At 47.4% G+C, this 21,494-nt stretch carries 9 protein-coding genes; 4 read left to right on the top strand and 5 right to left on the bottom strand.

Annotation, left to right across the window (positions count from 1 at the left end):
* Position 1 precedes the first annotated feature (1 nt).
* Positions 2 to 967 carry an IS110 family RNA-guided transposase gene (locus H8K55_RS19590; protein WP_186943762.1) on the top strand — a complete coding sequence of 322 codons (966 nt, stop codon included), beginning with the start codon at positions 2 to 4 and terminating at the stop codon, positions 965 to 967.
* Positions 968 to 1,052: 85 nt separating this feature from the next.
* Here the strand turns inward: H8K55_RS19590 and H8K55_RS19585 are convergent, their stop codons facing one another.
* From H8K55_RS19585 to H8K55_RS19575, 3 genes are all read right to left on the bottom strand, one after another.
* Complete coding sequence (locus H8K55_RS19585) at positions 1,053 to 4,460, bottom strand: TIM-barrel domain-containing protein (RefSeq protein ID WP_230408729.1); 3,408 nt, start codon at positions 4,458 to 4,460, stop codon at positions 1,053 to 1,055.
* A gap of 157 nt (positions 4,461 to 4,617) precedes the next feature.
* Complete coding sequence (locus H8K55_RS19580) at positions 4,618 to 14,718, bottom strand: Ig-like domain-containing protein (protein ID WP_186943761.1); 10,101 nt, start codon at positions 14,716 to 14,718, stop codon at positions 4,618 to 4,620.
* Between the two features lie 14 nt (positions 14,719 to 14,732).
* Positions 14,733 to 15,569 (bottom strand): sulfotransferase, encoded by an 837-nt coding sequence (locus H8K55_RS19575; RefSeq protein WP_186943760.1) that lies wholly within the window; start codon positions 15,567 to 15,569, stop codon positions 14,733 to 14,735.
* A gap of 356 nt (positions 15,570 to 15,925) precedes the next feature.
* On the opposite strand from H8K55_RS19575, the gene H8K55_RS19570 reads away from it, so the two are divergent.
* Positions 15,926 to 17,500, top strand: a complete 1,575-nt coding sequence (locus H8K55_RS19570; protein WP_186943759.1) for a class I SAM-dependent methyltransferase — start codon at positions 15,926 to 15,928, stop codon at positions 17,498 to 17,500.
* Positions 17,501 to 17,746: 246 nt separating this feature from the next.
* Here the strand turns inward: H8K55_RS19570 and H8K55_RS19565 are convergent, their stop codons facing one another.
* Together H8K55_RS19565 and gcvA are read right to left on the bottom strand one after the other, a co-directional pair.
* A complete protein-coding gene (locus H8K55_RS19565; RefSeq protein WP_186943758.1) occupies positions 17,747 to 18,139 on the bottom strand; it encodes a hypothetical protein in 393 nt (130 codons plus the stop codon).
* A 190-nt stretch (positions 18,140 to 18,329) separates the two neighbouring features.
* Positions 18,330 to 19,214: a transcriptional regulator GcvA gene (gene gcvA / locus H8K55_RS19560; RefSeq protein ID WP_186943757.1), complete on the bottom strand. Its 885-nt coding sequence runs from the start codon at positions 19,212 to 19,214 to the stop codon at positions 18,330 to 18,332.
* Between the two features lie 519 nt (positions 19,215 to 19,733).
* On the opposite strand from gcvA, the gene H8K55_RS19555 reads away from it, so the two are divergent.
* Both H8K55_RS19555 and H8K55_RS19550 read left to right on the top strand, forming a co-directional pair.
* On the top strand, positions 19,734 to 20,735 hold the full coding sequence (locus tag H8K55_RS19555) for a 2-dehydro-3-deoxygalactonokinase (protein ID WP_186943756.1): 1,002 nt from the start codon (positions 19,734 to 19,736) through the stop codon (positions 20,733 to 20,735).
* A gap of 97 nt (positions 20,736 to 20,832) precedes the next feature.
* On the top strand, positions 20,833 to 21,225 hold the full coding sequence (locus tag H8K55_RS19550) for a RidA family protein (RefSeq protein ID WP_186943755.1): 393 nt from the start codon (positions 20,833 to 20,835) through the stop codon (positions 21,223 to 21,225).
* Positions 21,226 to 21,494 lie beyond the last annotated feature (269 nt).

The raw sequence follows: 21,494 nt of genomic DNA, 5'->3' as shown, positions 1-21,494 counted from the left end.
TATGCAGGAGTTTTACTTAGGAATTGATGTTGCGAAGGCTAAATTAGATTGTACTTTACGCCTCACAACTGGAAAATTTCGCCATAAAGTGATTCAAAATAACCAGCAAGGATTCAAGGAGTTACGTATCTGGCTCGACAAACAAGGTGCCGCTATTGCGCATGTTTGCATGGAAGCGACAGGCATTTATTGGGAAGCTGTTGCGCACTATTTTGCAGAACAAAAGTTTCCCGTCAGTGTCATCAATCCAGCACAGATTAAGGCTTTCGGTGCTTCACGCTTAGTGCGAACAAAGACAGATAAAGTCGATGCACAGCTGATCGCAGAATTCGGTTTTGAGCGGCGTCCAGAGCTGTGGATCGCCCCCTCCATAGCGGAACAAACCTTACGTGCTTTGGTTCTGCGCTTAGATGCCTTGCAGAACATGCGCACGCAAGAATTAAATCGACTCGATGTAGCACGTGAAGCGATTCGCCAAGGAATTACTGATCATATTGACTGGCTAGATAAAGAAATCAAAGCACTGATTCGTTCAATCAATGACCATACACATCACGATCCAGACTTAAAAGACAAGCAAAAGCTATTGGATAGCATACCTGGCTTAGGGGAGCGTACTATCGCTATTTTGCTTTCGTACTATGCTGATACAGAGCGATTTACCTCAGTGAAGAAAGCAATTGCATTTGCAGGACTTGACCCGCGTCATCATGAATCTGGCAGTAGTGTTCGGGGTAAGACTCGCATGTCGAAAGTAGGCCATACTTTTATTCGCAAAGCACTCTACATGCCTGCCATGGTTGCTTTATATCGAACCACATGGGGAACGGCTTTCCGCCAGCGCCTTACGGCATCGGGAAAACCGCCCATGGTCATCATTGGGGCAATGATGAGAAAACTCATTCATGTCGCATTTGGCGTACTAAAATCCGGCAAGCCTTTCGATGCAAGCTTGCATTCTGCTTGACTCGGATAACAGTATCTACTTAATCCCATTGCCTCTTTAGGTCTGTACGATATCAAGCTATGTTTGCGTAAGTCCTATGTATAAATTATTGCCCTACTTTATCCCCACGAAACCCTATCACCGTCGCATTCGCCCAATTGGCGCAAACTGCTGCACTGGTTTTCTTCTTCACGCCGGTCGTCGTCAAGCGTAAGACTTCGACACCGCGAATATCCAATTCAGGTTTAACGACCGCGGGTGCGACGATTAAGCCGCTATCAAACAAGAGACGACCATCACCATACACTTGAAATTGCAAGCCGCCATTTTGACGACAGGCATCATCGATACCGACGTCGGCACGGAAAGTTTGCCAGTGACCTTGCAGACGATACGAAATGTCGCTGGCATCCACCACACCTAAGCCTTTACGGAATTTTAAGCCGTTCATTTGCATCATGCCTTCTGCGTTACTTGGCTTTTTGCTGTTCACTTTATCTTTCAACACAGAATTTTGTTTTTGCACGGCTTTAGATGGCAGCGCAATTTGATCAGATAAAGATAATTGCGATGGCGGAAGATCTGGGGTTTGTTGTTCCAACAAGGCAAACTCAGAAATCGTAATCGGTGGCACGGCCAAAGGCGTAAAGGCATTGTAGGCACGCGGTGCGTTCGCCGCATCGTTGCTGGTCAAGACCATAGGATCTTGTGCATTACCACCTTCATCTTGATCATGCGTGCTCAAAATACGGAATCTAAATAAACGTCCCGCCTTCGCCGCAAACTCGACGCGTTGCTTGCCCTCTTGTTTTTTCAAACGTCCAGTAAACACGGGCTTGCCCCATTCACCATTACTATCAGCCAGGTAAATTTCAAAATCTTTAACCTGACCTGCTTCCCAATGTTTGTCATTACGTGGCGCGATTTCAAAACCTTTAATCATGCGACGCTCGCCCAATGCCAAGGTAAATTCATGCGCACCCGTTTTTTGCGATTGATCACGCAGCGTTCTGAACCAAGTTCCAGGCTTGCCATCGAAAGCGTTTTCTAAAGGATGGCCGGGTTCTTCGGCTGGACGATTGAGTACGATCAGCGTATCGGTTGCGACCACATCACCGCTTGCTGGTGCAGCTGGATAATCGGCTGTTACCGCCAGGCTTGCATTCGCCGCTATCACCAGGCGTACTTGCAGCGCTTGACGGATATCGAGCTTGGCTGTTTTTACAGTCACCACGCCATATTTTTGCGTGGCATCGTAAAACCAAGTAGCAGTCGCCCCCGCCGCATCAAATTCTGCACGTGATTTTGCTTCGCTTAAGTTTTGACCTTGCAAGAACACTTGTTGAGGTTTCACTCGCGTATGAATTTGGAATTCTTGTACGCGTGTTTTTTCCATACCTTGATACTGGCCTTGCACGCCGTCGAGCTGCAGCGTGATGTCTCCCGCTGTTCCAAGCGGCGCAGTTACACGCAAAGTTTGTGTACTCTGTTCACCTTGTTGATATTGACGGGTTTCACCATCGTCTTCATACAAGGTATAAGTCGATTCGCCGTGTGGATAAATATCCCAAGTCAGAACATCTTTAGCGACTTGGCCATCGTACAAAGCACTCGGATACATAGGCAAAATCGCCCCGGCACGCACGAATACTGGCAAGCGATCCAAGCTCACTTGATAATCAATCACTTTGCCCTGTGCACCCACTTCCAGCACGCGTCCATCTGCATAATCTATCCACTGCCCTTGCGGTAAATAAATCCCCTTACGCCAACCTTTGCTCGCCGCCTGACTGCGATACACGGGCGCCACTAACAAATCTTTGCCTAAGAAAAATTGATATTTGTAAGCCTCGTTATTCGCGTTGGGATCTTGTGGATGATCCCACATCAAGCCACGCACCAGCGGTGCACCTGTTTGTTCTGCCTCTTGCGCCAATGTGTACATATAAGGCATCAGGCGCATTTTGAGTTTCAGATAATCGCGGTTGATACTGCGATACGGTTCATCAAAGGCCCAAGGATGTTTGCGCGAATTTTGCGACCAGCCCGACATGCCCATTAACACCGGCGTGAACGCTTTCCATTGCAAATCACGGGTGAAGGTTTCCGGACTACCGCCAAAGATGCCATCGACGTCACCAGTCGCATAAGCCTGCCCCGACAAACCAGAACCGATAATGGTCGGGATATGCCAACGTATGTAATCCCAACTACCGCTTTGATCACCAGTCCAAGTCACCGCATAGCGTTGCATGCCAGCCCAGCCCATCACCGTCCACAAGAACGGGCGTGAATTAGAATTATCTAAAATCCCCTGCGCTGCGGCCTGATTTGCATCGAGTGCAAATTGGTAACCAGCACCCGTCCATGCGACATCCAGTTTTTGCGCGCGCGTGCCCGCCGTGCCGACTTCCCATTTAATTTTATCGACACCGTTTTCTGTCCAGAGACCCGTGCGGAAACCATATTTCTTCAAACCGGCAACCACACCTTCGAGATCGGTATAACCGCAGCCATAACCATCGTTCGGTAGTATCCAACCACCTGGCATATCGTGCTCACGATATTTCGCTGCTACCGATAGCACCACGTCTGGCGTTTTGCCCGTAGGGCCATCGCTCCAGCCTTTTGGCACTGTGCCCGGCTTCTTAATATTATCGCCATCGTTATAGCAATCGGCATCGCCATATTCGTAAGCCCAGCGCGGCAAAATTTTTGCGCGTCCGGTCAGTTCGGTATAGGCATTCAAAACATCTTTGATGTTATCGCCGACGAAGTAGTAGGCATCAAAGCGTTTTTCGTTGTGGCTGGTCGTGATGAAATCATTGGCACGGAAATCGTAACTGCCATTGCTCCAGGTATTGCGTAACACGCCATAGCCTTTGTTACTCATATAAAACGGTGCGGGACTCGGCCTGTCGTTTTCTTCCCAGCCGCCTGAGTAAGAAACTTCCAGAGACTTGCCTTTAAAAGCATAGCTACCGTTTTGCTGACCGCCACCAAAGAACACTTCTTCCGCTGTAGTGGATAGAGTTTGAAAACTGCTTTTCTCGGCGATATCAAGCGACTGCATTTCTTGCCACAACAAAGTTTTGTTATCGGCCTTATACAAAGCTAAACGCAGTGGTTTTTTGTAGATACGCAAAGCCATTTTGGCAGTTTGCAGTAATTGATAATCGCCTTTATCAGTAAGCTGATAATCGACCTTGGTGACATCTTTTTTTAATACGATAGGAGCAGCCTTATCACCCGCGCCGATCAGTTTTCCATCACTACCAGCCCATACGCGAAACATATCCGGCCGCAACAAACTGATTTCCAACAAATGACCTTTATCGGTGAGGATCTTCACGCTGCTGGCATTGGCAGGCGTTTCAATTTGACGCAAATTGCCGACGGCCGCTGCATACGTGTTGGCAGGCAGGGCGACGCTCGCTGCAAAAGCCGCGGAGATCGCAGCTTGCATCAGGCGTCGTGTAAATGAGAAATTAGCTAGTGACGTAGAGACTGACATGATGAGATTCAAGTATTCGAATGTGGGTAACCCTAAAACTGTAAAGGCAAACACAAAATACTAACAGCGAGATTTTTTGCCGTTCTCATCAAATCAATCTAAACGAAACGCTTTTTCAACTCCAAAACTTAAGCGAAGCAATTCAATTATAAAAAAATTACATGGAAATACTTTGCTCTCCAATCAGGCTCACCCACTGCTCATGATTTACTACATTAAGAACAGCATTAATTGTAGGAGTAGCATGCAAAGTATTCATATTATTCGCAAGCGACTCATCGGTAGCATTCACTTTAGCGATGATTAATTGCGCTGCATGGTAAGCAGGATCAAGGTCGGTAGCACTCAAAGGATTGGTCGCACTACCGAACTGTTTAACGAATTCCAGACCAAGATCAATGCGGTTTAACAAAGTATTCTGACGCACTGTAGCGGCAAGAAACTCGGCGTCGCTTAAGCCATGAGCATCATGTATAGAGACCAGGTTCGTCGTCATGGCCGAGAGAGCGAACTCGGCGACCATATCGGCGCGGCTTTGTCCGAGATTGAGCTTATTAATCCAGAAGGAAACGCCTTGTGCATCGCCGGCATTTCCCAGCCCGTCCTTGTACAAAGTTTCCACAAACAACTGATTATTCATGGTGGCATAGTCTTTCATGAAACGAGAGTGACTGGCAAAAGCACGTGAGATATCGGTCATGGTCTTACCATGAGCCATCTCGTTGAGCCAGTAAGTCAAGCCTTCCTGATCCGGTGCGCGGTGATACATCAGCGTATAGAGCGCGGCGATTTTCTCACTGTTGCTATGCAAGGCGATATCACTTTGCAATGGATGCGGTGCCGTAGTCACGATGTTATTGACCGTGGTGCTCAACGCCGTACCATAGAGATCCGTGATGTCATTGCCAGATACACCGGTTTTGACTGCCACAACTAACGAACCATTACCAGTGACGCTATCGACCGAAACTTTGTAAAGCGTATCGGAAATTTTAACAACTTGCTTAATCGTGCCTTGTGCCGTGCCCGTGGCATTGAGGGCAAAATCGGTGATATCGACATTTTTTACGGCAGTACTAAAGCTGACATTAAAGTCCAGTTTTTTGACATTCCGTGGCGCGACTTCCGTCAGGGCAAAGGCATTCATATTCGGTGCTGCACCCGTGAATAAACCTGGGCCACCCGGGTCGCTGATCTTGCCGTTGACGATTCCATCGGCATCAAACTCGCCGCCATCCGTCAGCGTAAAATCAATCCGTATCGTATTGCCAGTGGTTGTCACACTGTCGGCAATATTAACCCAATGACCGGCTTTGTCTTGCTTCCAGTACCCGTTGATTGGCGTACCTTTTTCGACAAATACAGACATCTTGGTGGACGCACCTGGCTTGAGATCAACAATATCAAAAGCGAGCAAACCAAATGGCATACTGACATCGGCAGGCAAGTTAGTCGGCGTTGGTGTAGTGATGACATTGACTTGTGACGCACCTTCCGAATTGGCTAAGGTGACGTACGAGGTGACGCCGTTGGGCTGTTGTTTCCATACCAGCGAACTAACACTATTTTGATCGGTATCAGCAATACCATCGCCGTTGCCGTCACCTGTACCAGTACCGAAGCGATTCGGCACCTTAGACTCTAAAGTGTCAGAAATATTGTCGTTATCCAGATCTGTTTTAACGTCTAATTTGCTACCGATAAAGCCAGCAGAAATCGGATTGGATACCAGATCGGCAATCCCTGATCCAACACTATTCAGGTCTAGGCGCAAACTACCATTGCCTGCCACGTGATTCACACTGACCCGGTAGGTACTGGCATTAATCTGCGTGATTTCTTTAAGCGTACCGTTGGCACCGCCAGAGGCTAATAAACTAAAGTCATTCAGATTGACGCCTGTAACCTCTTCACTAAATTGCACCAGGAAATCCACCTGATCAGCTTGCGAAGTAGAGAAACTACCGTCTATGGAAACAACTTTAGGGGCGACATCATCTTTGACACCAACCGTAAAGGTCTTAATAAAACTAGCACCCGCCGCGTCAGTGGTACGTACCGCTAATTGGTAATTACCTGCCGCAATCAACCCCGGTGTTTTGACTTTAACCTGATTACCATCTAAGGTGAACAAGACATTGTCGTTCGAGGCCGGACTATTGACCAGAGTATAGGTGTGAGTATCGCCCAAATTGATATCCGTGCTACTTAACAAACCAAGTGAAGCGAGTGCATTGGCGGATTGATTGATTAGTGTGTTACTCAATGCAATATCCGATGGTGCGCTATTGACTGCGGTTGTAATCACACTAGTGTTAGCATTGTTAGCAGTCTCAATCCCATCGTTGACACTGACCGTAAAAGTCGTTGTGTCTGTGTTGCCGACGCTGACGCGGCTGGCGTTAGGCTGGAACACTAAAGCGCGTAAAGCAGCTTGTATATTCGCTGGTGAGGCCGCTGCATTAGAGGTGTATGTAAGTCCACCATCGTTAGAAGAAAAACCTGCCAACGCCAATGAGGCTGCAGTAAAACTTCCCTTATCTGCATTATCCAAACGTACCGTCACCTTCTCCATCGCACCAAGATCAGAATCTACAATCGTCACGTTGCTAAAAGGCTTCACAGTATTATTACTATTGATCGATTGACCGGACTGCGTACCAACGATGCTTGGCAAAGTATTGCGGGTGTCTATGCTGAAATTCGCTGACGTTGCATTGCCTACACCCACGTTACCAGCGGCATCCATAACACCTGCCTGGTTGAGAGTAATGAGGTTAGTACTATCATTGAGGAAAGCGCTTGGAGTGAAAATAGCACTCCAAGTCAAACCACCATCGGTTGATGTGACCGCACTCAAGCTACCATTTTCAACTGTCAAATCGGCGTTGGTAAAGCCTGTTACTGGACGATTAAAACTAAAGCTCACGTTTGCTGTTTCACCGAGCAATAAATTATTATCATTTAGACTGATGGTCGCGGCCGGACGCAGTGTATCCACGCTGTAATTACTAGAAGAGCTCGTACCGGTGCCGATGTTTCCATTAAGATCGGTGTAGGTAGTATTGTTGAGCACAATGACATTGCTGGCATCCGAAGTGCTGATCGCCGGTGTAAATGTCGCTGTCCAGGTAGTACCACCGTTCGTTGATTCAAGTTGTGAGAGCGCGCCATTCTCTATGCTCAAATCAGCATTCGAGAAATTGGTAACTGCTTCACTAAATTGGACGGTCAATGTAGTGGTTTCCCCTGCGGTCAACTGATTATCTGCCAGTGTCAGGGTTGCACTCGGGCGTACCGTATCAAGCTTATAAGCGGCTGATGATGTGATGCCACTTCCCGCATTGCCAGCCGCATCATTGACACCCGCATTATCAAGCGTAATCAGATTATTTGTCGCGGTGACGTTTGCTTCAGGTGTCAGCGTCGCGCTCCAGGTGCGCCCTCCATCTGTTGAGCTAACGGCAGAAAGTGTGCCGTGAGTCAGGCTCAGGTCAGCATTGCTAAAGTTAGAAACAGGCTCAGAGAATGTAATGGTGACGATGGCACTTTCACCTATGCTCAAGGCGCTATCATTGAGGCTGATGCTTGAGGTTGGGCGTAGCGTATCTATGCTGTAGTTCGCTGAACTTGTACTACCCAGACCAGTATTGCCCGCTGCATCAATGACGCCGGTGTTATTGAGCACGATGACATTGCTGCTATCTTCCAGATTGACTGTCGGCGTGAACGTAGCACTCCACGTCAGACCGCCATTAGAAGAACTGACAGGGGTCAAAGTACCATTGGCTATAGTCAGGTCGGCATTAGTCAAATCACTGACCGCTTCACTGAAAGTGATCGTAACAATAGCGCTCTCGCCTGCAATGAGTGCCGTATCACTAAAACTGATGGTCGCTGTAGGACGTAAAGTATCAATCGCGTAATTGGGCGAACTGGCTGAACCAATCCCGGCGTTACCCGCAAGATCACTAATGCCTGCCAGATTCAAGCTCAGGCTATTAGTAGCATCGGTGAGGTTATTGCTTGGCGTGAGTGTAGCGATCCAAGTAATGCCCCCATCGGTGGAGCTAAGGGGCGAGAGGATACCATTCTCAACCGTCAGATCAGCATTGGTGAAGTTAACAACAGGCTCGGAGAAGGTGATGGTGACGGTGGCACTTTCGCCAACGTTCAATGCGCTGTCGTTGAGGCTAATATTGAGACCAATGTTTGCGGTTGGACGTAGCGTATCGACGCTGTAGTTCGCTGAGCTTGTGCTACCCAGACCAGTATTACCCGCTGCATCAATGACGCCGGCATTGTTGAGCACGATAACATTGCTGCTATCTTCCAAATTGACCGTCGGCGTGAACGTAGCACTCCAGCTCAGACCACCATTGGAAGAACTGACAGAGGTCAAAGTACCATTGGCGATAGTCAGGTCTGCATTGGTCAAATCACTGACCGCTTCACTGAAAGTGATCGTAACTATGGCGCTCTCGCCTGCAATGAGTGCCGTATCACTAAAACTGATGGTCGCCGTAGGACGTAAAGTATCAATCGCGTAATTGGGCGAACTGGCTGAACCAGTCCCGGCGTTACCCGCCAAATCACTGATGCCAGCCAGATTCAAGCTCAGGCTATTAGTAGCATCGGTGAGGTTATTGGTTGGAGTAAATGTAGCCGTCCAAGTAATGCCACCATTGGTGGAGCTAAGGGGAGAGAGAATACCGTTCTCGACCGTCAAATCGGCATTAGTAAAATCCGTGATTGCTTCCGAGAAGGTGATCGTCACCTGCGCAGTCTCACCTACTGCCAGTGCGGTATCAGACCAGCTGATTGTCGAGGCTAAGCTTGGGCGAACGGTGTCAATACTATAGTTACCAGAAGAGCCGAGATTAACCCCTTCCAAACTGATGCCAACGACGTTCGTGCTGTCATTGATGTTGGCCTTGGCCGTTAAACTGGCAGTCCAACTGATTCCACCATCATTGGAGATCAGATTACTGATGACGCCGTTCTCAGCGATAATATTGGCGCTTGTGAAATTGCTGGCCGCTTTGTTAAAACTGAACGATACCGTTGCGGTATCACCTATTTTTAAAGCAGTATCTGAAATGCTGATAGCTGATGCCAACACAGGACGCGTTGTGTCGATTGCATAGTTTGAACTTTTCAGTGTGCCAATTCCCGCATTGCCAGCTAAATCGCTAATCCCTGTGCAATCAACAGTGAGCGTATTCGTGCTATCGGCAATTTTGTCAGTCGGCGTTAATAAAGCCGTAAAGTGGATATTATCGGTTGTCAATAAATTTGACAGTACGCCATTTTCCACGGCAACGTCTGCTATCGAAAAACCTGATACGGGTTCAGCAAAAGTGAAACTCACCGTCGCGGTTTCCCCAACGGTCAAATTGCTATCTGAAATGGTAATGCTAGGAGCATTAGGAGGAACGGTATCGACCACGTAATTTTTGCTGGTGGCGCTACCAGTGCCCGCATTGCCTTTTAAATCAAGGATACCCGTATAGTCTAGTGTTATTAGGTTGGTGTTAATTGATGAATTTGCATTTGGCGTAAGCGTTGCTGTCCACGTAACGCCACCATCGCCAGACACCAAATTTGAAATGACCGCATTCGGTGAATTCAGATCAGCGGTGGTAAATCCAGTGATCGCTTCAGCGAAAACAAAACTCAGATTTGCCGTATCACCAATCTTTAAAGAGGTGTCACTAATACTGATACCTGTTGTCAAACTAGGGCGCATCGTATCGACACTATAAGATGGTGAAAGACTGCTTCCCACACCAGCATTCCCAGCCAAATCAACATACCCAATATTAGACAAGGTCAAGGTATTGCTTACATTGGTGACGTTCGAGTTTGGCGTCAGCGTTGCGCTCCAATTTACTCCTCCATCTGAACTCGACAAGCCCGTCAATTGCCCATTAGGTACAGCCACATCTGCCGTCGTAAAACCACTAACCGCCTCCGTGAACGAAAATTTTACTTGTGCAGTATCACCAATTTTAAGTGCTGTATCACTGATCGTAATCGCCGATAGCAATGCTGGCGCGGTCGTGTCTATTTTGACGATTGTTGATGCAGAAGCTGCACTCACATTACCAGCAATATCAGTTGCCTTTGCTGTCAGCGTATGAGAACCGCTTGCAAGCTTACTGCTGGTAATTGACCAATTCCCACTACCATCTGCCGTCGTCGTTCCTAGTACAGTAACACCACCTGTATCGAACAATTCGACGCTGGCATTAGCTATAGTTGTACCACGAATCACAGGATTCACTTTATTGGTTATGCCGTCGCTATTACTGCTACCACTATCACTGGCGCTGTCCAGGGCAATGGTCGGTGCTGCTGGTGCAGTTTGATCTAATGTATAGGCCTGAGATGCTACGGTGCCGCTGTTGCCAGCAGTATCGACGACTCGCACTTTGATGGTATCGCTACCAACTAAAGTTAAGCCAGATGCACTCCAGCTTTTTTGCCCTGCCGCCCCAGTAGCGACTGTCCAGCTTGCACCATTGTTTACAGATACCTCGACTACTTCATCGTTAGCAAGATCCGCGTCTACCGTTCCAGAAATGGTTTGTGACGCCGTTTTAGTAATGAAATCTGATGATGAGCTCCCTGTGTCAGCAGACAGTGACATCGTCTTATTCGCGGTGGTCGGCCCCGTAGTATCGATGGTTACCGTCAAAGCCGCAGACAAGCCGCTGTTATTGCCAGCGACATCAACCACTTCTACTTTTAAGTCATGGCTACCGGCTTTCAGTGTTGAGCTAATGATGCTCCAATTACCACTGCCATCCGATGTCGTAATGCCGAGCACTGTCGTATCATCGGTGTCATACAAAGTGACACTGGCATTAGCTTCTGTGACGCCACTGACAGTCGGCGTGTTGTCATTGGTGATGTCATCTGTGGCGGAGATACCACTATCACTGCCACTTACTAAATCAGGGGCATCAGGAGTGCTTGGTGAGGTAGTGTCAACTGTCAAAGTAAATGTGTTGGAAGCCGGGCCGACGTTGCCTGCCAGATCCACGCTTCTCGCCACCATCTTGTAAGTACCATCACCTTTGCTAGGTGAGTAGGTATATTCCCAGTGTCCTTGAGAATCAGCCTGAATAATATCAACCAGAGTTAAGCCATCGTTTTCATACAGGTTGATCCACTGGTTTTTCACAGCACCATTGCCATACAATAAGGGCGTACTGAAGTTGGTAATATTATCGGTATTAGATGTACCGCTATCTTCGGCATCGGTAAGTGCAACATCGCCCGGCGCGCTTGCTGGTGCTGTCTTGTCAATCGTGACACTGAGGCTGGACGAATTGCTGCTTAAGTTACCAACCGTATCGCTGGCTTTGGCGACAATGACATGCGTACCTTCAGTTAGTGTGGTGCTAGTAATGGACCATTTACCCGCGCCATTCACTGTCTTAGTGCCCAATACCGCATTGCTATTACTGGTGTCGTACAAGGTGACAGTCGATCCAATCTCACCTGTACCATTGAAAAGAGGCGTAGTGACACTGGTATAGTTATCAAAACTAAAAATACCGCTATCACTAGCCGGTGCTAAATCTGGGGTGGACGGTGTGGCCGGCGCAGTATGGTCGAAGGTATAGACTTCGCCGCTAGTAAAATCCGTGTCTATCGCATTATTTTTGGTACTGGTGTCGGCGATGCCGGAACCCGATGCAACCAAGTCAAGGCGTAGAGTGCCGTCACCAGTGATCGTATTCACCGTCACCGTGTAGGTATCACCGCTGCCAGTCACATTAGAAACCGTACCGCTGGTACCACTGGTTGTCAGCGAAAAGTCGCCAGCATCGACTCCAGTCACATCCTCTGAAAATTTAACCGTATATTGCACGCTAGTAGCGTTTGAAGTGGCGGTGTCAACTCGGGTGATACTGCTAACTACCGGAGGCGTGTTGTCGCTGTCGTCATCAGTAATCGTACCAGTAGCATTGGCGGTACCCAAGGTAGCATTGGTCGGGCTCGACAGCGTTACAGTGAAGTCTTCATCCGATTCAATAGTGCTGTCTCCCGCGATGACCACATTAAAAGTTTTGGTGGTTTCGCCAGCTGCAAAGTTCAGCGTGCCGCTGGCAGCAGTGTAATCACTGCCAGCGCTTGCCGTACCATTTATGGTGGCATAATTGACCGATACCGCTTGCGCCGATGCCGCCGATAAAGTGACAGTAAAAGTCAGGTTGGTAGAGCCAGAATTGCCTTCAGCTTGGCTAACATTAGCAATCGATAGCGATGGCGTGGCATCATCGTCGGTAATCGTAATCGTTTGTTGCTGAGTACCACTCTCCGTAGCACTGTCGCCGCCGGAAACACTGATGATATCAACAATGACAGTTTCATTCGGTTCGTCTAGCGTGTCCTGCACTGCCGTGACCAAAGCGGTGCCAGTCAGATTGCCTGCCAAAATTTTGATTGAGGTTGAAGACAAGGTGTAATCCGTGCCACTGCCGGTAGCCGTACCTGTCGCGGCAATAGTCACAATGGTGTCGGTGCTGGCAATTGAACTCAATGTTGCGGTTATTGTGGACATGCCCGCACTTTCAGCAATGCTACTGTTATTAGTCGACAATAAAACAGTCGGAGCAACGATAAGTGTACCTATCGTGCCCAACGTCTGGTTCGCACCACGATTGCTACCTGCGGAACCTCCACCGCCTTTTGCATAACCACCGTAACCACCTTTCCCAACATTTGTCGCGCCAGTAATGGAAGTTTTGGTGGAAGCATCAGCCGAAACCGTACCAGACTTATTCCAAATTGCCGCCACACCATAGCCGCCGTTACCGCCATTGCCGGGGAAATTGGCATACACCGAACCACCACCACCACCACCACCAGCCGCAATATTATTCGAGAACGTGCTGGAACTAATTTTGACGGTACCACCATTATTGTAAATGGCGCCTACTGCATTACCACCACGGCCACCTGCTGCATAGTTACCACCGCCACCGCCACCGCCGCCAATTGAACTGGTACCATCAGACGCCGTGGCACCCTTGCCGCCAGTGGATCCACCGGCAAGTGCGCCAGCCTTTCCGCCTGTCGTGGTGCCGCCGTAGCCGCCAATTTCGGGAGCCGAATTAGTACCCGCGCCGTTGCCTCCCTTGCCCGCTGACGGACTGGTGGCTGTATAAGTATCATTCGCACCACCAGAACCACCGTTAGTGGTACCGAAACCACCGCCGCCACCGCCACCGCCGCTTTGACCACCAGGACCTGCGGCACCGCCGCCGCCGCCGGCCGCCTTGTTGCCAGAGAAAGTCACGCCGCTAATATTGAGCGTACCAGAATTACTAATAGCTGCACCGAGTGCATCTCCACCCGCTACAGCTCCACTTGAGAGCGAATCGCCGCCGTTAGCACTTAAAAAGCCATTGGCTAGCGTCAGATTTTGTAGAGAAATCGTCGATCCCGCATTGGTGGTGCCGGTAACCAACAACCGGCTCGCATTGTTACCGTCGATCTTGTAACCGGCACCGACAATGGTCAGCGTCTTGCCGTCGTTGACGGCAATGGTCACCGCTGAAGTCAACGTAAAATCGCCGGTCAAGGTAATGGTGTCGTCTGAACCGTCGCCCACCGCCGCCGCAATCGCACTCACCAGCGTGGCCTGGCTATTGGCCGAACCGGTACTTGCCAAATGATCCCAGTCTCGTAGTTGCAATAAGTCTAGAATGGGTGTTTGACTGATATCACCCGTTGAGATTTCTAGTTCCCAATTGCCATTGCGGTTAGCGCTACCAGTATCGTCACTTGACGCAGCAATATCGGCGCCAGTGGCTGCCGCTAAGGCGTTCATAAACGCGACACCGTCTGAGCCAGAGCCAACGTCGCATCCGTAAAGTGCGATATCACCGTCGGCGCTTAAACTTTCACCAATGCTTTTCAGTTCGCTGGCGTATTGATCTACATTTCCAAGATGCAAAGGGCTATCACCAAGCAAAACCATGCCGTGGTTACCATGAGAGACTATGCTAATGGAATCAATATTACTGATCCCTTTTAACGCATCCGCAATTTGTTTTATACCGTTTTGATTTTGATCCAATACAATCACGATCACACCAGATTTTGCGGCATTAACGATGCTCTGAAAATCTGGCAATCGACTATCCACAACCAACACGGTTTTGCCACTAGCAACTGGATTTTGGCTAGCTGCATTTAATATGCTCATATCGAAGACATTGCCGGTAGTTAAGCTGCTCATTTTGTAGTCCTTAATTATTCTGTGACAGATTTAGTAGTGATGACGTTGCAGTTACTGCCGCTGGTATTTTTCCAGAAGGACAATGCTGAATATTGCTCAAACAAATCGGGAGGAAGTATTGTTCTGCGCGACTCTAAACTGACTTTATCGCGCACTTTATGCAATCCGCTCATGCCGAGTTGTGCATCAAACTCAGGAGCGTCAAATTGAACATTGTGATAGTCATGCTCAAAGGCTGGCTCGCCTATGAACTGGTAAATCAGGGGTAAAACTTTTTCTGGCACTTGCGCCAATAAATCGTATTCAACTAACAGCAGCGAAGACGCATGTTCTCCATAAAAAGCTTCTTTCAACGCAGTCCACGGATAACCAACCAATCTATTACGTTGTGCCAAGGTATCTACCCTGCTATACACCGTATTGCGCTCAGTATCGTCATTAAATAGTTTGGTCAATTCATATGGATTAGCACGAAAACGTCGCTCCATACTATCCATTACCCAAGCCACATTACGGACACAAGCAATGACTTTGGCACCGGGGAACTGGTCCATCACCAACGGCAGCTTCGCACTCCACATGCGATTCGTATCAAAGATGACTTTCTTATCTGTTTGATCCGCATAATAAGCATCAAACAAAGCGCGCACCAAGCGTCTTCTTTGCTCAGTCGTCACCACAGCACCAAATTCACTGCCCGCGGCAAACTGATGCAACATATTGGAAAACAGTACCCCAACCGGACTTGTCATACTGGCGTGAAAACGCGGATTTTGCAGCAGCAGTGCCGAAAGTAAAGTACTACCGGAGCGGGGCAAGCCAGTAATAAAGTGATAGTTAGGTTTTGTCATTGAGGCTAAAAATGCTCGATTAATTTGCGGTTAAAGATTTCTTGTAAAGTGCGAACTTGGAGAAATGCGCCTCGACGTTGCCATATAGGAATAAAATGGTAACACTTGCTTGATCCTAATCAAATATTAAAAGCATATGAGAGTATCTAAAAAAATAAAATGAATGAAAGTGAGCTAGAAAACCACACTTAGGGTCAGTGTACATAAATGCTATTTATTGTCGTCATGATCAGTTAAAGTTGGCAGATTGCTCGCTGCATACAGACAAATCGAAAATAACAACTACTTCAATGCGCGCTTAACGGCATCAAATAAGTCTGTATAACAGACAAAATTCAATTTAAACGGAGAATTGCATGGATTGGACCGCTGGATACGCATCGGGTGTGGAATATACGTCAGGCTTTTATCGCGAACAAAGCCCCGCCTACTTGAATTTTGTCAGCATCCTAAATCGATGCGAGCCAATTCCCTTGGATCAGCCATTTACCTATTTTGAATTAGGTTTTGGGCAAGGGCTGACCATCAATTTATTAGCTGCGAGTAATCCTCAAGGCCAGTTTTATGCCGCAGACTTTACCCCCGCTCATGTCGCCAACGCACGCCAACTAGCCAACTCAGCAAAATTAACTAATTTGACTTTACTTGAAAATAGTTTTGCTGAACTGGCACAGGGTGACGTGCAGGGACTTCCACAATTCGACTTTATTACTTTACATGGCATTTATAGCTGGGTGTCGCCTGAGAGTCGTCAACATATGGTGGACTTTATCGCTCGTTATTTGAAACCTGGTGGTATTGTTTATGTAAGCTATAACGCTATGCCGGGGTGGGCAGCCGCTTTGCCATTGCAACGCTTGTTGATGGAACATGCCAATCTTTTTCCGAATGATGGCCTCGACAAAATCATGGCTGGCAGAGCTTTTTTGGAGAAACTGACTTCGACCAATGCCAGTTATATTCAAGCAAATCCGGGTTTGAATTTTCGACTTGAATCTATCACCAATAACGATGCGAAGTATTTGGTTCACGAATACTTAAATAACGATTGGTCCGCGCTGTATCACGCAGATGTCGCGCGCGACATGTCTCAAGCCAAACTCGACTACATCGGCTCCGCGGATTTGCTGAGTTTTTATGAAAATTTATACCTATCCGAAGAGAAAATACAAGTCTTAAACACCATACCGAATGCCATTGTGCGCGAGACCATTAAGGATTACTACCTCAATAATGGTTTCCGTAAGGATGTCTATACGCGCGGTGCGAGAATGATGAGTACCTTGCGACAAAATGATTGGATAGATCGATTAGGCTTGGCTTTGATGATTCCCCGCGACCGAGTCAGCCTCAAAATAAAACTAGGATCTGGCGCGGTCGATGCGAAACCTGAACTTTACAACCCAGTACTTGATTTACTGGCAGAACGGCCATGTTCATTGAGTGAATTAAAGGCCATGTTGTTTGAAAAATTTCAAACCAATAGCGATATCTTACAGATAGCCGCCATCTTAATGACAGGTGGAATCGCGTCAATCTATTTTATCCCCGCGCCAGACAACAAGCTAGACGACAATCATACAAACGCTACGCAACAAGCAAGTCAAGCGATTAACCGCACCATCGCCTGGAATGCAAGATATGGCGATGAACATAGGGCATTCGCATCCCCCTTACTCGGAAACGGTGTCGCAATGACGATCGTCGAACGTATGGCTTATTCGGTCATTGCGAAACAAAAATCGCCCGACCTAGGGGTAAAAATCATTACCGAAGAAATTACTAAATTAATGAAAGAAACGGGTGTTACTTTTATCAAAGAAGGTAAAAGAATTGAATCCAGCGAAGAGAATATTGCCTTTCTCGAAGTACAGGTGATAGACATTTTAAAAAATCGTTTACCGCTTTGGCGTCAATTGCAATTACTCTAAAAACCGAATTGCACCTAAGACGAAATTAATTTTTTTTAGAACTCTATTCAATCCTACTATCCGTCGATCAACATGCATTAATTCTGCGCGATGATGCCTTGGCGGATAGCCGGTTTTGTATTAGAACTGGGCTAAGCAGATCTTAATGATCGGGGCGACACCTGCGACTATCATTCAGTTGATCGAATGTTAGCAATTGATTTGAAGAGGATGTCTTTACTCTTGGCGCTCGAGCTCAGATGCCTCTTAGCGCTCACCGTTTGACCACATAGTCGACGAACATAAGCGACGAACATAATGCTGAGTCATGCGCGAGACATTTTCGCGCGAGCGCGTTCCAACTACAAGAATTTTTTCTGCCTGCTTAGCGCATGCTATCGCCAAATCTAAACAATACTGGCTGTCACCAAAGAACGCGAGCTCTGCAAATTGCGCATGTGTTGCTACAGTTTTGTCGGCGCTTTTTGGCAAGGCAAACACTACACATCGATGTGCCGCAGATTCTTCAGAAAAGCTCACATCTAAAATCCTTGAACAAACGTCTTGCTGCAAGCGATCTCTAGAAACACCAGCACCAAAGGTTTCAAGTAAAACTTTTTCGCTACTCAGTAACAACACATCTTTTTGAAATAGAGTCATAAAAAAATCGTGACTCTTCAGTCACATTAATATGGATAAACATTCAAACCCCTCAACGCTGAGACGCAGAGGCGCTGAGGAGCGCAGAGAAAAACGAAAGAATTATTGGTTTTCTCCACTTGTCTCTGTGTCTCTGCGCCTCTGCGTTGAGGGGTCTTGACTTGTTTTATGAATTATTAACAGCCGATTATTAGCGCGCCTGCGCTTCACTAATCAACCATTGATGAAAAGCGAGGAAGGCGGTGTTTTCTTTCATATCCGCGGCATAAATTAAGTAGTAATCAAGACGTAGCGGCGTCTCTACATTAAACGGTCGTACCAGACGTCCGGCGGCAATATCGTACTCCACCAATAAAGCTTGACCCAATGCGACACCCTGCCCATCAATCGCTGCTTGCAAAGCCATCAGCGCCAGCGTAAATAATGGCCCTTTACGCACCTCTTTATCATTCACACCAAGTGTAGAAAACCAAGATTGCCAGCTAGGATAATCGGGATCATTCATGGCGCTAACTTCATGCAGCAAAGTTTGTTTGCTTAAGTCAGATGGCGTCGTCATAGCTTTAGCAATCGCTGGACTACAGACCGGAAATACCTCGGTCACGATGAAGGGCTCAATCCTAAAATCGGCAAATTGAGTACGTCGAAAATCTATCGAAATATCACAATCGCGATAACTACGATCAACCTCCGACACGATCTCAACCCGGACTTGCGGATGCCGATTTAAAAAACGATACAAGCGCGGCACCAACCATTTGGATCCAAACGAAGGCGGTACACCGACTCGCAACAAGACATTATTATCGTTGAGTAGCGTGTCAGTCGCTTGCTGAAAAATTTTGAAACCTTCGCGTATGCGCGGCAAATAGCGTTCGCCCGCTTCGGTCAGTTTTAAGACATTATTACTACGTTGGAACAGATCTAAGCCAAGGAAGTCTTCCAACAATTTGATCTGATGACTGACAGCTGCGTTCGTCACATGCAACTCTTCCGCCGCACGCGTGAAGTTCAAGCGTCGCGCTGCGACTTCGAAAACCTTTAATGCGTTTAGTGGTGGAAGACGTTTGGACATAGTACCCTCATTGAAAAACGATACCATATCAGAAGTTCGTTTAATAAAACTTAATGAAAGCTTGAAATTTAATTGTTGTGCTAATGCAGTCCGCTTCCTTACTAACTTCTTACCAATTTCTTACTAACAGTGCTAACATTTTCATCATGATTATTTCAAATCGGGAAAATCGATTCATGTTAAAACTCAGGATTAAGCCTTGACCGGCCCATAAAACCATAGAAAACCCAGATGATTATCAAACTAATCAGTAAATTAAAATTTTCTCCTTAAATATTTTTTAATGACATCTCAAATATTCCTCGCTTGCTCAGCCCGCCCTAGCCCGTTAAGCTGCGATCAATCTGTTGAAGTCGGATTGAATGATTGATTTATTTTATGGCCGCTGTATATACACTGGCGCTGACACTGACACTGACACTGACACTGATACCAAATGGGAAAAAAGTGTGCGCCGCCATCCATACAAATCGACTTCTTCCGTGCGTCACCCAAAATTTCACTTAGGTCTTATTTGACATGACTCATATTATTACTATCGATACAGGCACGACCAATACTCGTGTCACGCTGTGGCAGGACGGCGAAGTGCTGGCACATCAGGCGTGCGAAGTTGGTGTGCGCGATACAGCAATTACCGGCAGCCGCGAAAAATTACAAAACGGCGTACGCGATACGATCAACAAAACACTGGCAGCCGCCCAAGTAAGGGAAGAGCAAATCGACCTTGTCATAGGCTCGGGCATGATCAGCTCCAACGTCGGTCTGTTTGAATTACCGCACGTATTAGCCCCCGCTGGCTTACAACAATTAGCACGTGGCATGGTCTCGGTAACAATACCCGAAGTCTTCGCCAAGCCAATCTGGTTTGTACCCGGTGTACGCAATGTCGTCGATAACATCGGCTTACATAATTGCGAAGCAATGGACATGATGCGTGGCGAGGAAGTCGAAGTCATGAGCGTGATCGAACAACTTGATATCACTGGCCCTGCCATGATGGTGATGCCTGGTTCGCACTCTAAATTTGTCTGTATCGACGATAAAAATCGCATCACAGGTTGCGTCACGACCTTGGCTGGTGAGCTAATGTATGTGATCACGCACAATACGATTTTGGCGCAATCTTTAGATTCGCAGTTTGCGACATCCATCAGCGAAGAAATGTTATTAGCTGGTGCGCAATCAGCACAAACCATAGGCCTAGGTCGTACTTGTTTCAACGTTCGCACGCTTGATCAATTCACGATTTACGAACGCAATGATAGAGCCAATTTCTTACTCGGTGCCATCCTCGGTGCGGATTTATTGACGCTAAAAAATAGCACCGCAATCAAGATGATGCCAGGAACGCCAGTGGTCATTTGCGGCAAACCGATTATGAAAGAAGCCTTAGCAATCTTGATTAAGAACGATGATTACTTCTCAGGAAAAATCACCGTCGTATCCGATGAGACCCAAGCGCATTTGGCTGGTCAAGGCGCGATCCTGGTCGCTACCGCCCGCGGCTTGATTAAGTAAATGAGGGAATTTACCCATACGACTATGCGGTGCAAGGCAAGTATGCTTAGCCCCAACATTTAAACAGATTCAACACTTCTATATTTACGAGTTCAGCATGACTAAAGACATCACACGTTTCGGCAATATCCCTTCCGGTGCAGGCGGTCAGCGCCTACCATTTTCTCCCGCAGTACGTGCAGGCGATTTTGTATTTTGCTCCGGTCAAGTCGCGATGAAAGACAACGGTGAAATCGAAACTGGCGGCATAGAATCGCAAACTCGCCGCACCATGGAAAATGTGAAAAAAGTACTGGCATTGGCTGGTTGCGAGTTAAGCGATGTCGTCAAAGTCAGTGTATGGCTAGACGACACGCGCGACTTCTGGACTTTCAATCGCATCTACACAGAATATTTTGGCGATAACCCACCTGCACGTTCCTGTGTGCAATCGGCGATGATGGTGGATTGCAAAGTTGAGATAGAAGTGACGGCTTATAAGCCGATTTAAGGACAAAATTAGCACCGCAATATCCCCTCTCCCGCAAGCGGGAGAGGGTTAGGGTGAGGGTGTTTCAGAAGCAGTAAAGCTCTTTCGTGGCATGAGTCAATATATAAATTTATGCACTTAAAATTTTATCCGAATCTGAATTTCCCTCATCCCCAACCCTTGTATGCTGTCTTATAGATTGTCTGTTCTTGTAGTTGGTTGTATGGTTTTGCGGTAGTAGGTGCCTGCGTAAGGAGCGCGTAGTGCGACTGGAGTTGGCACCTACTACC

This window comes from Affinundibacterium flavidum, from assembly GCF_014284175.1.
Taxonomy (GTDB): Bacteria; Pseudomonadota; Gammaproteobacteria; order Burkholderiales; family Burkholderiaceae_D; genus Undibacterium; species Undibacterium flavidum.
The sequence above is the reverse complement of the archived record's forward strand: the minus strand, read 5'-3'. Positions and strand labels throughout refer to the sequence as shown.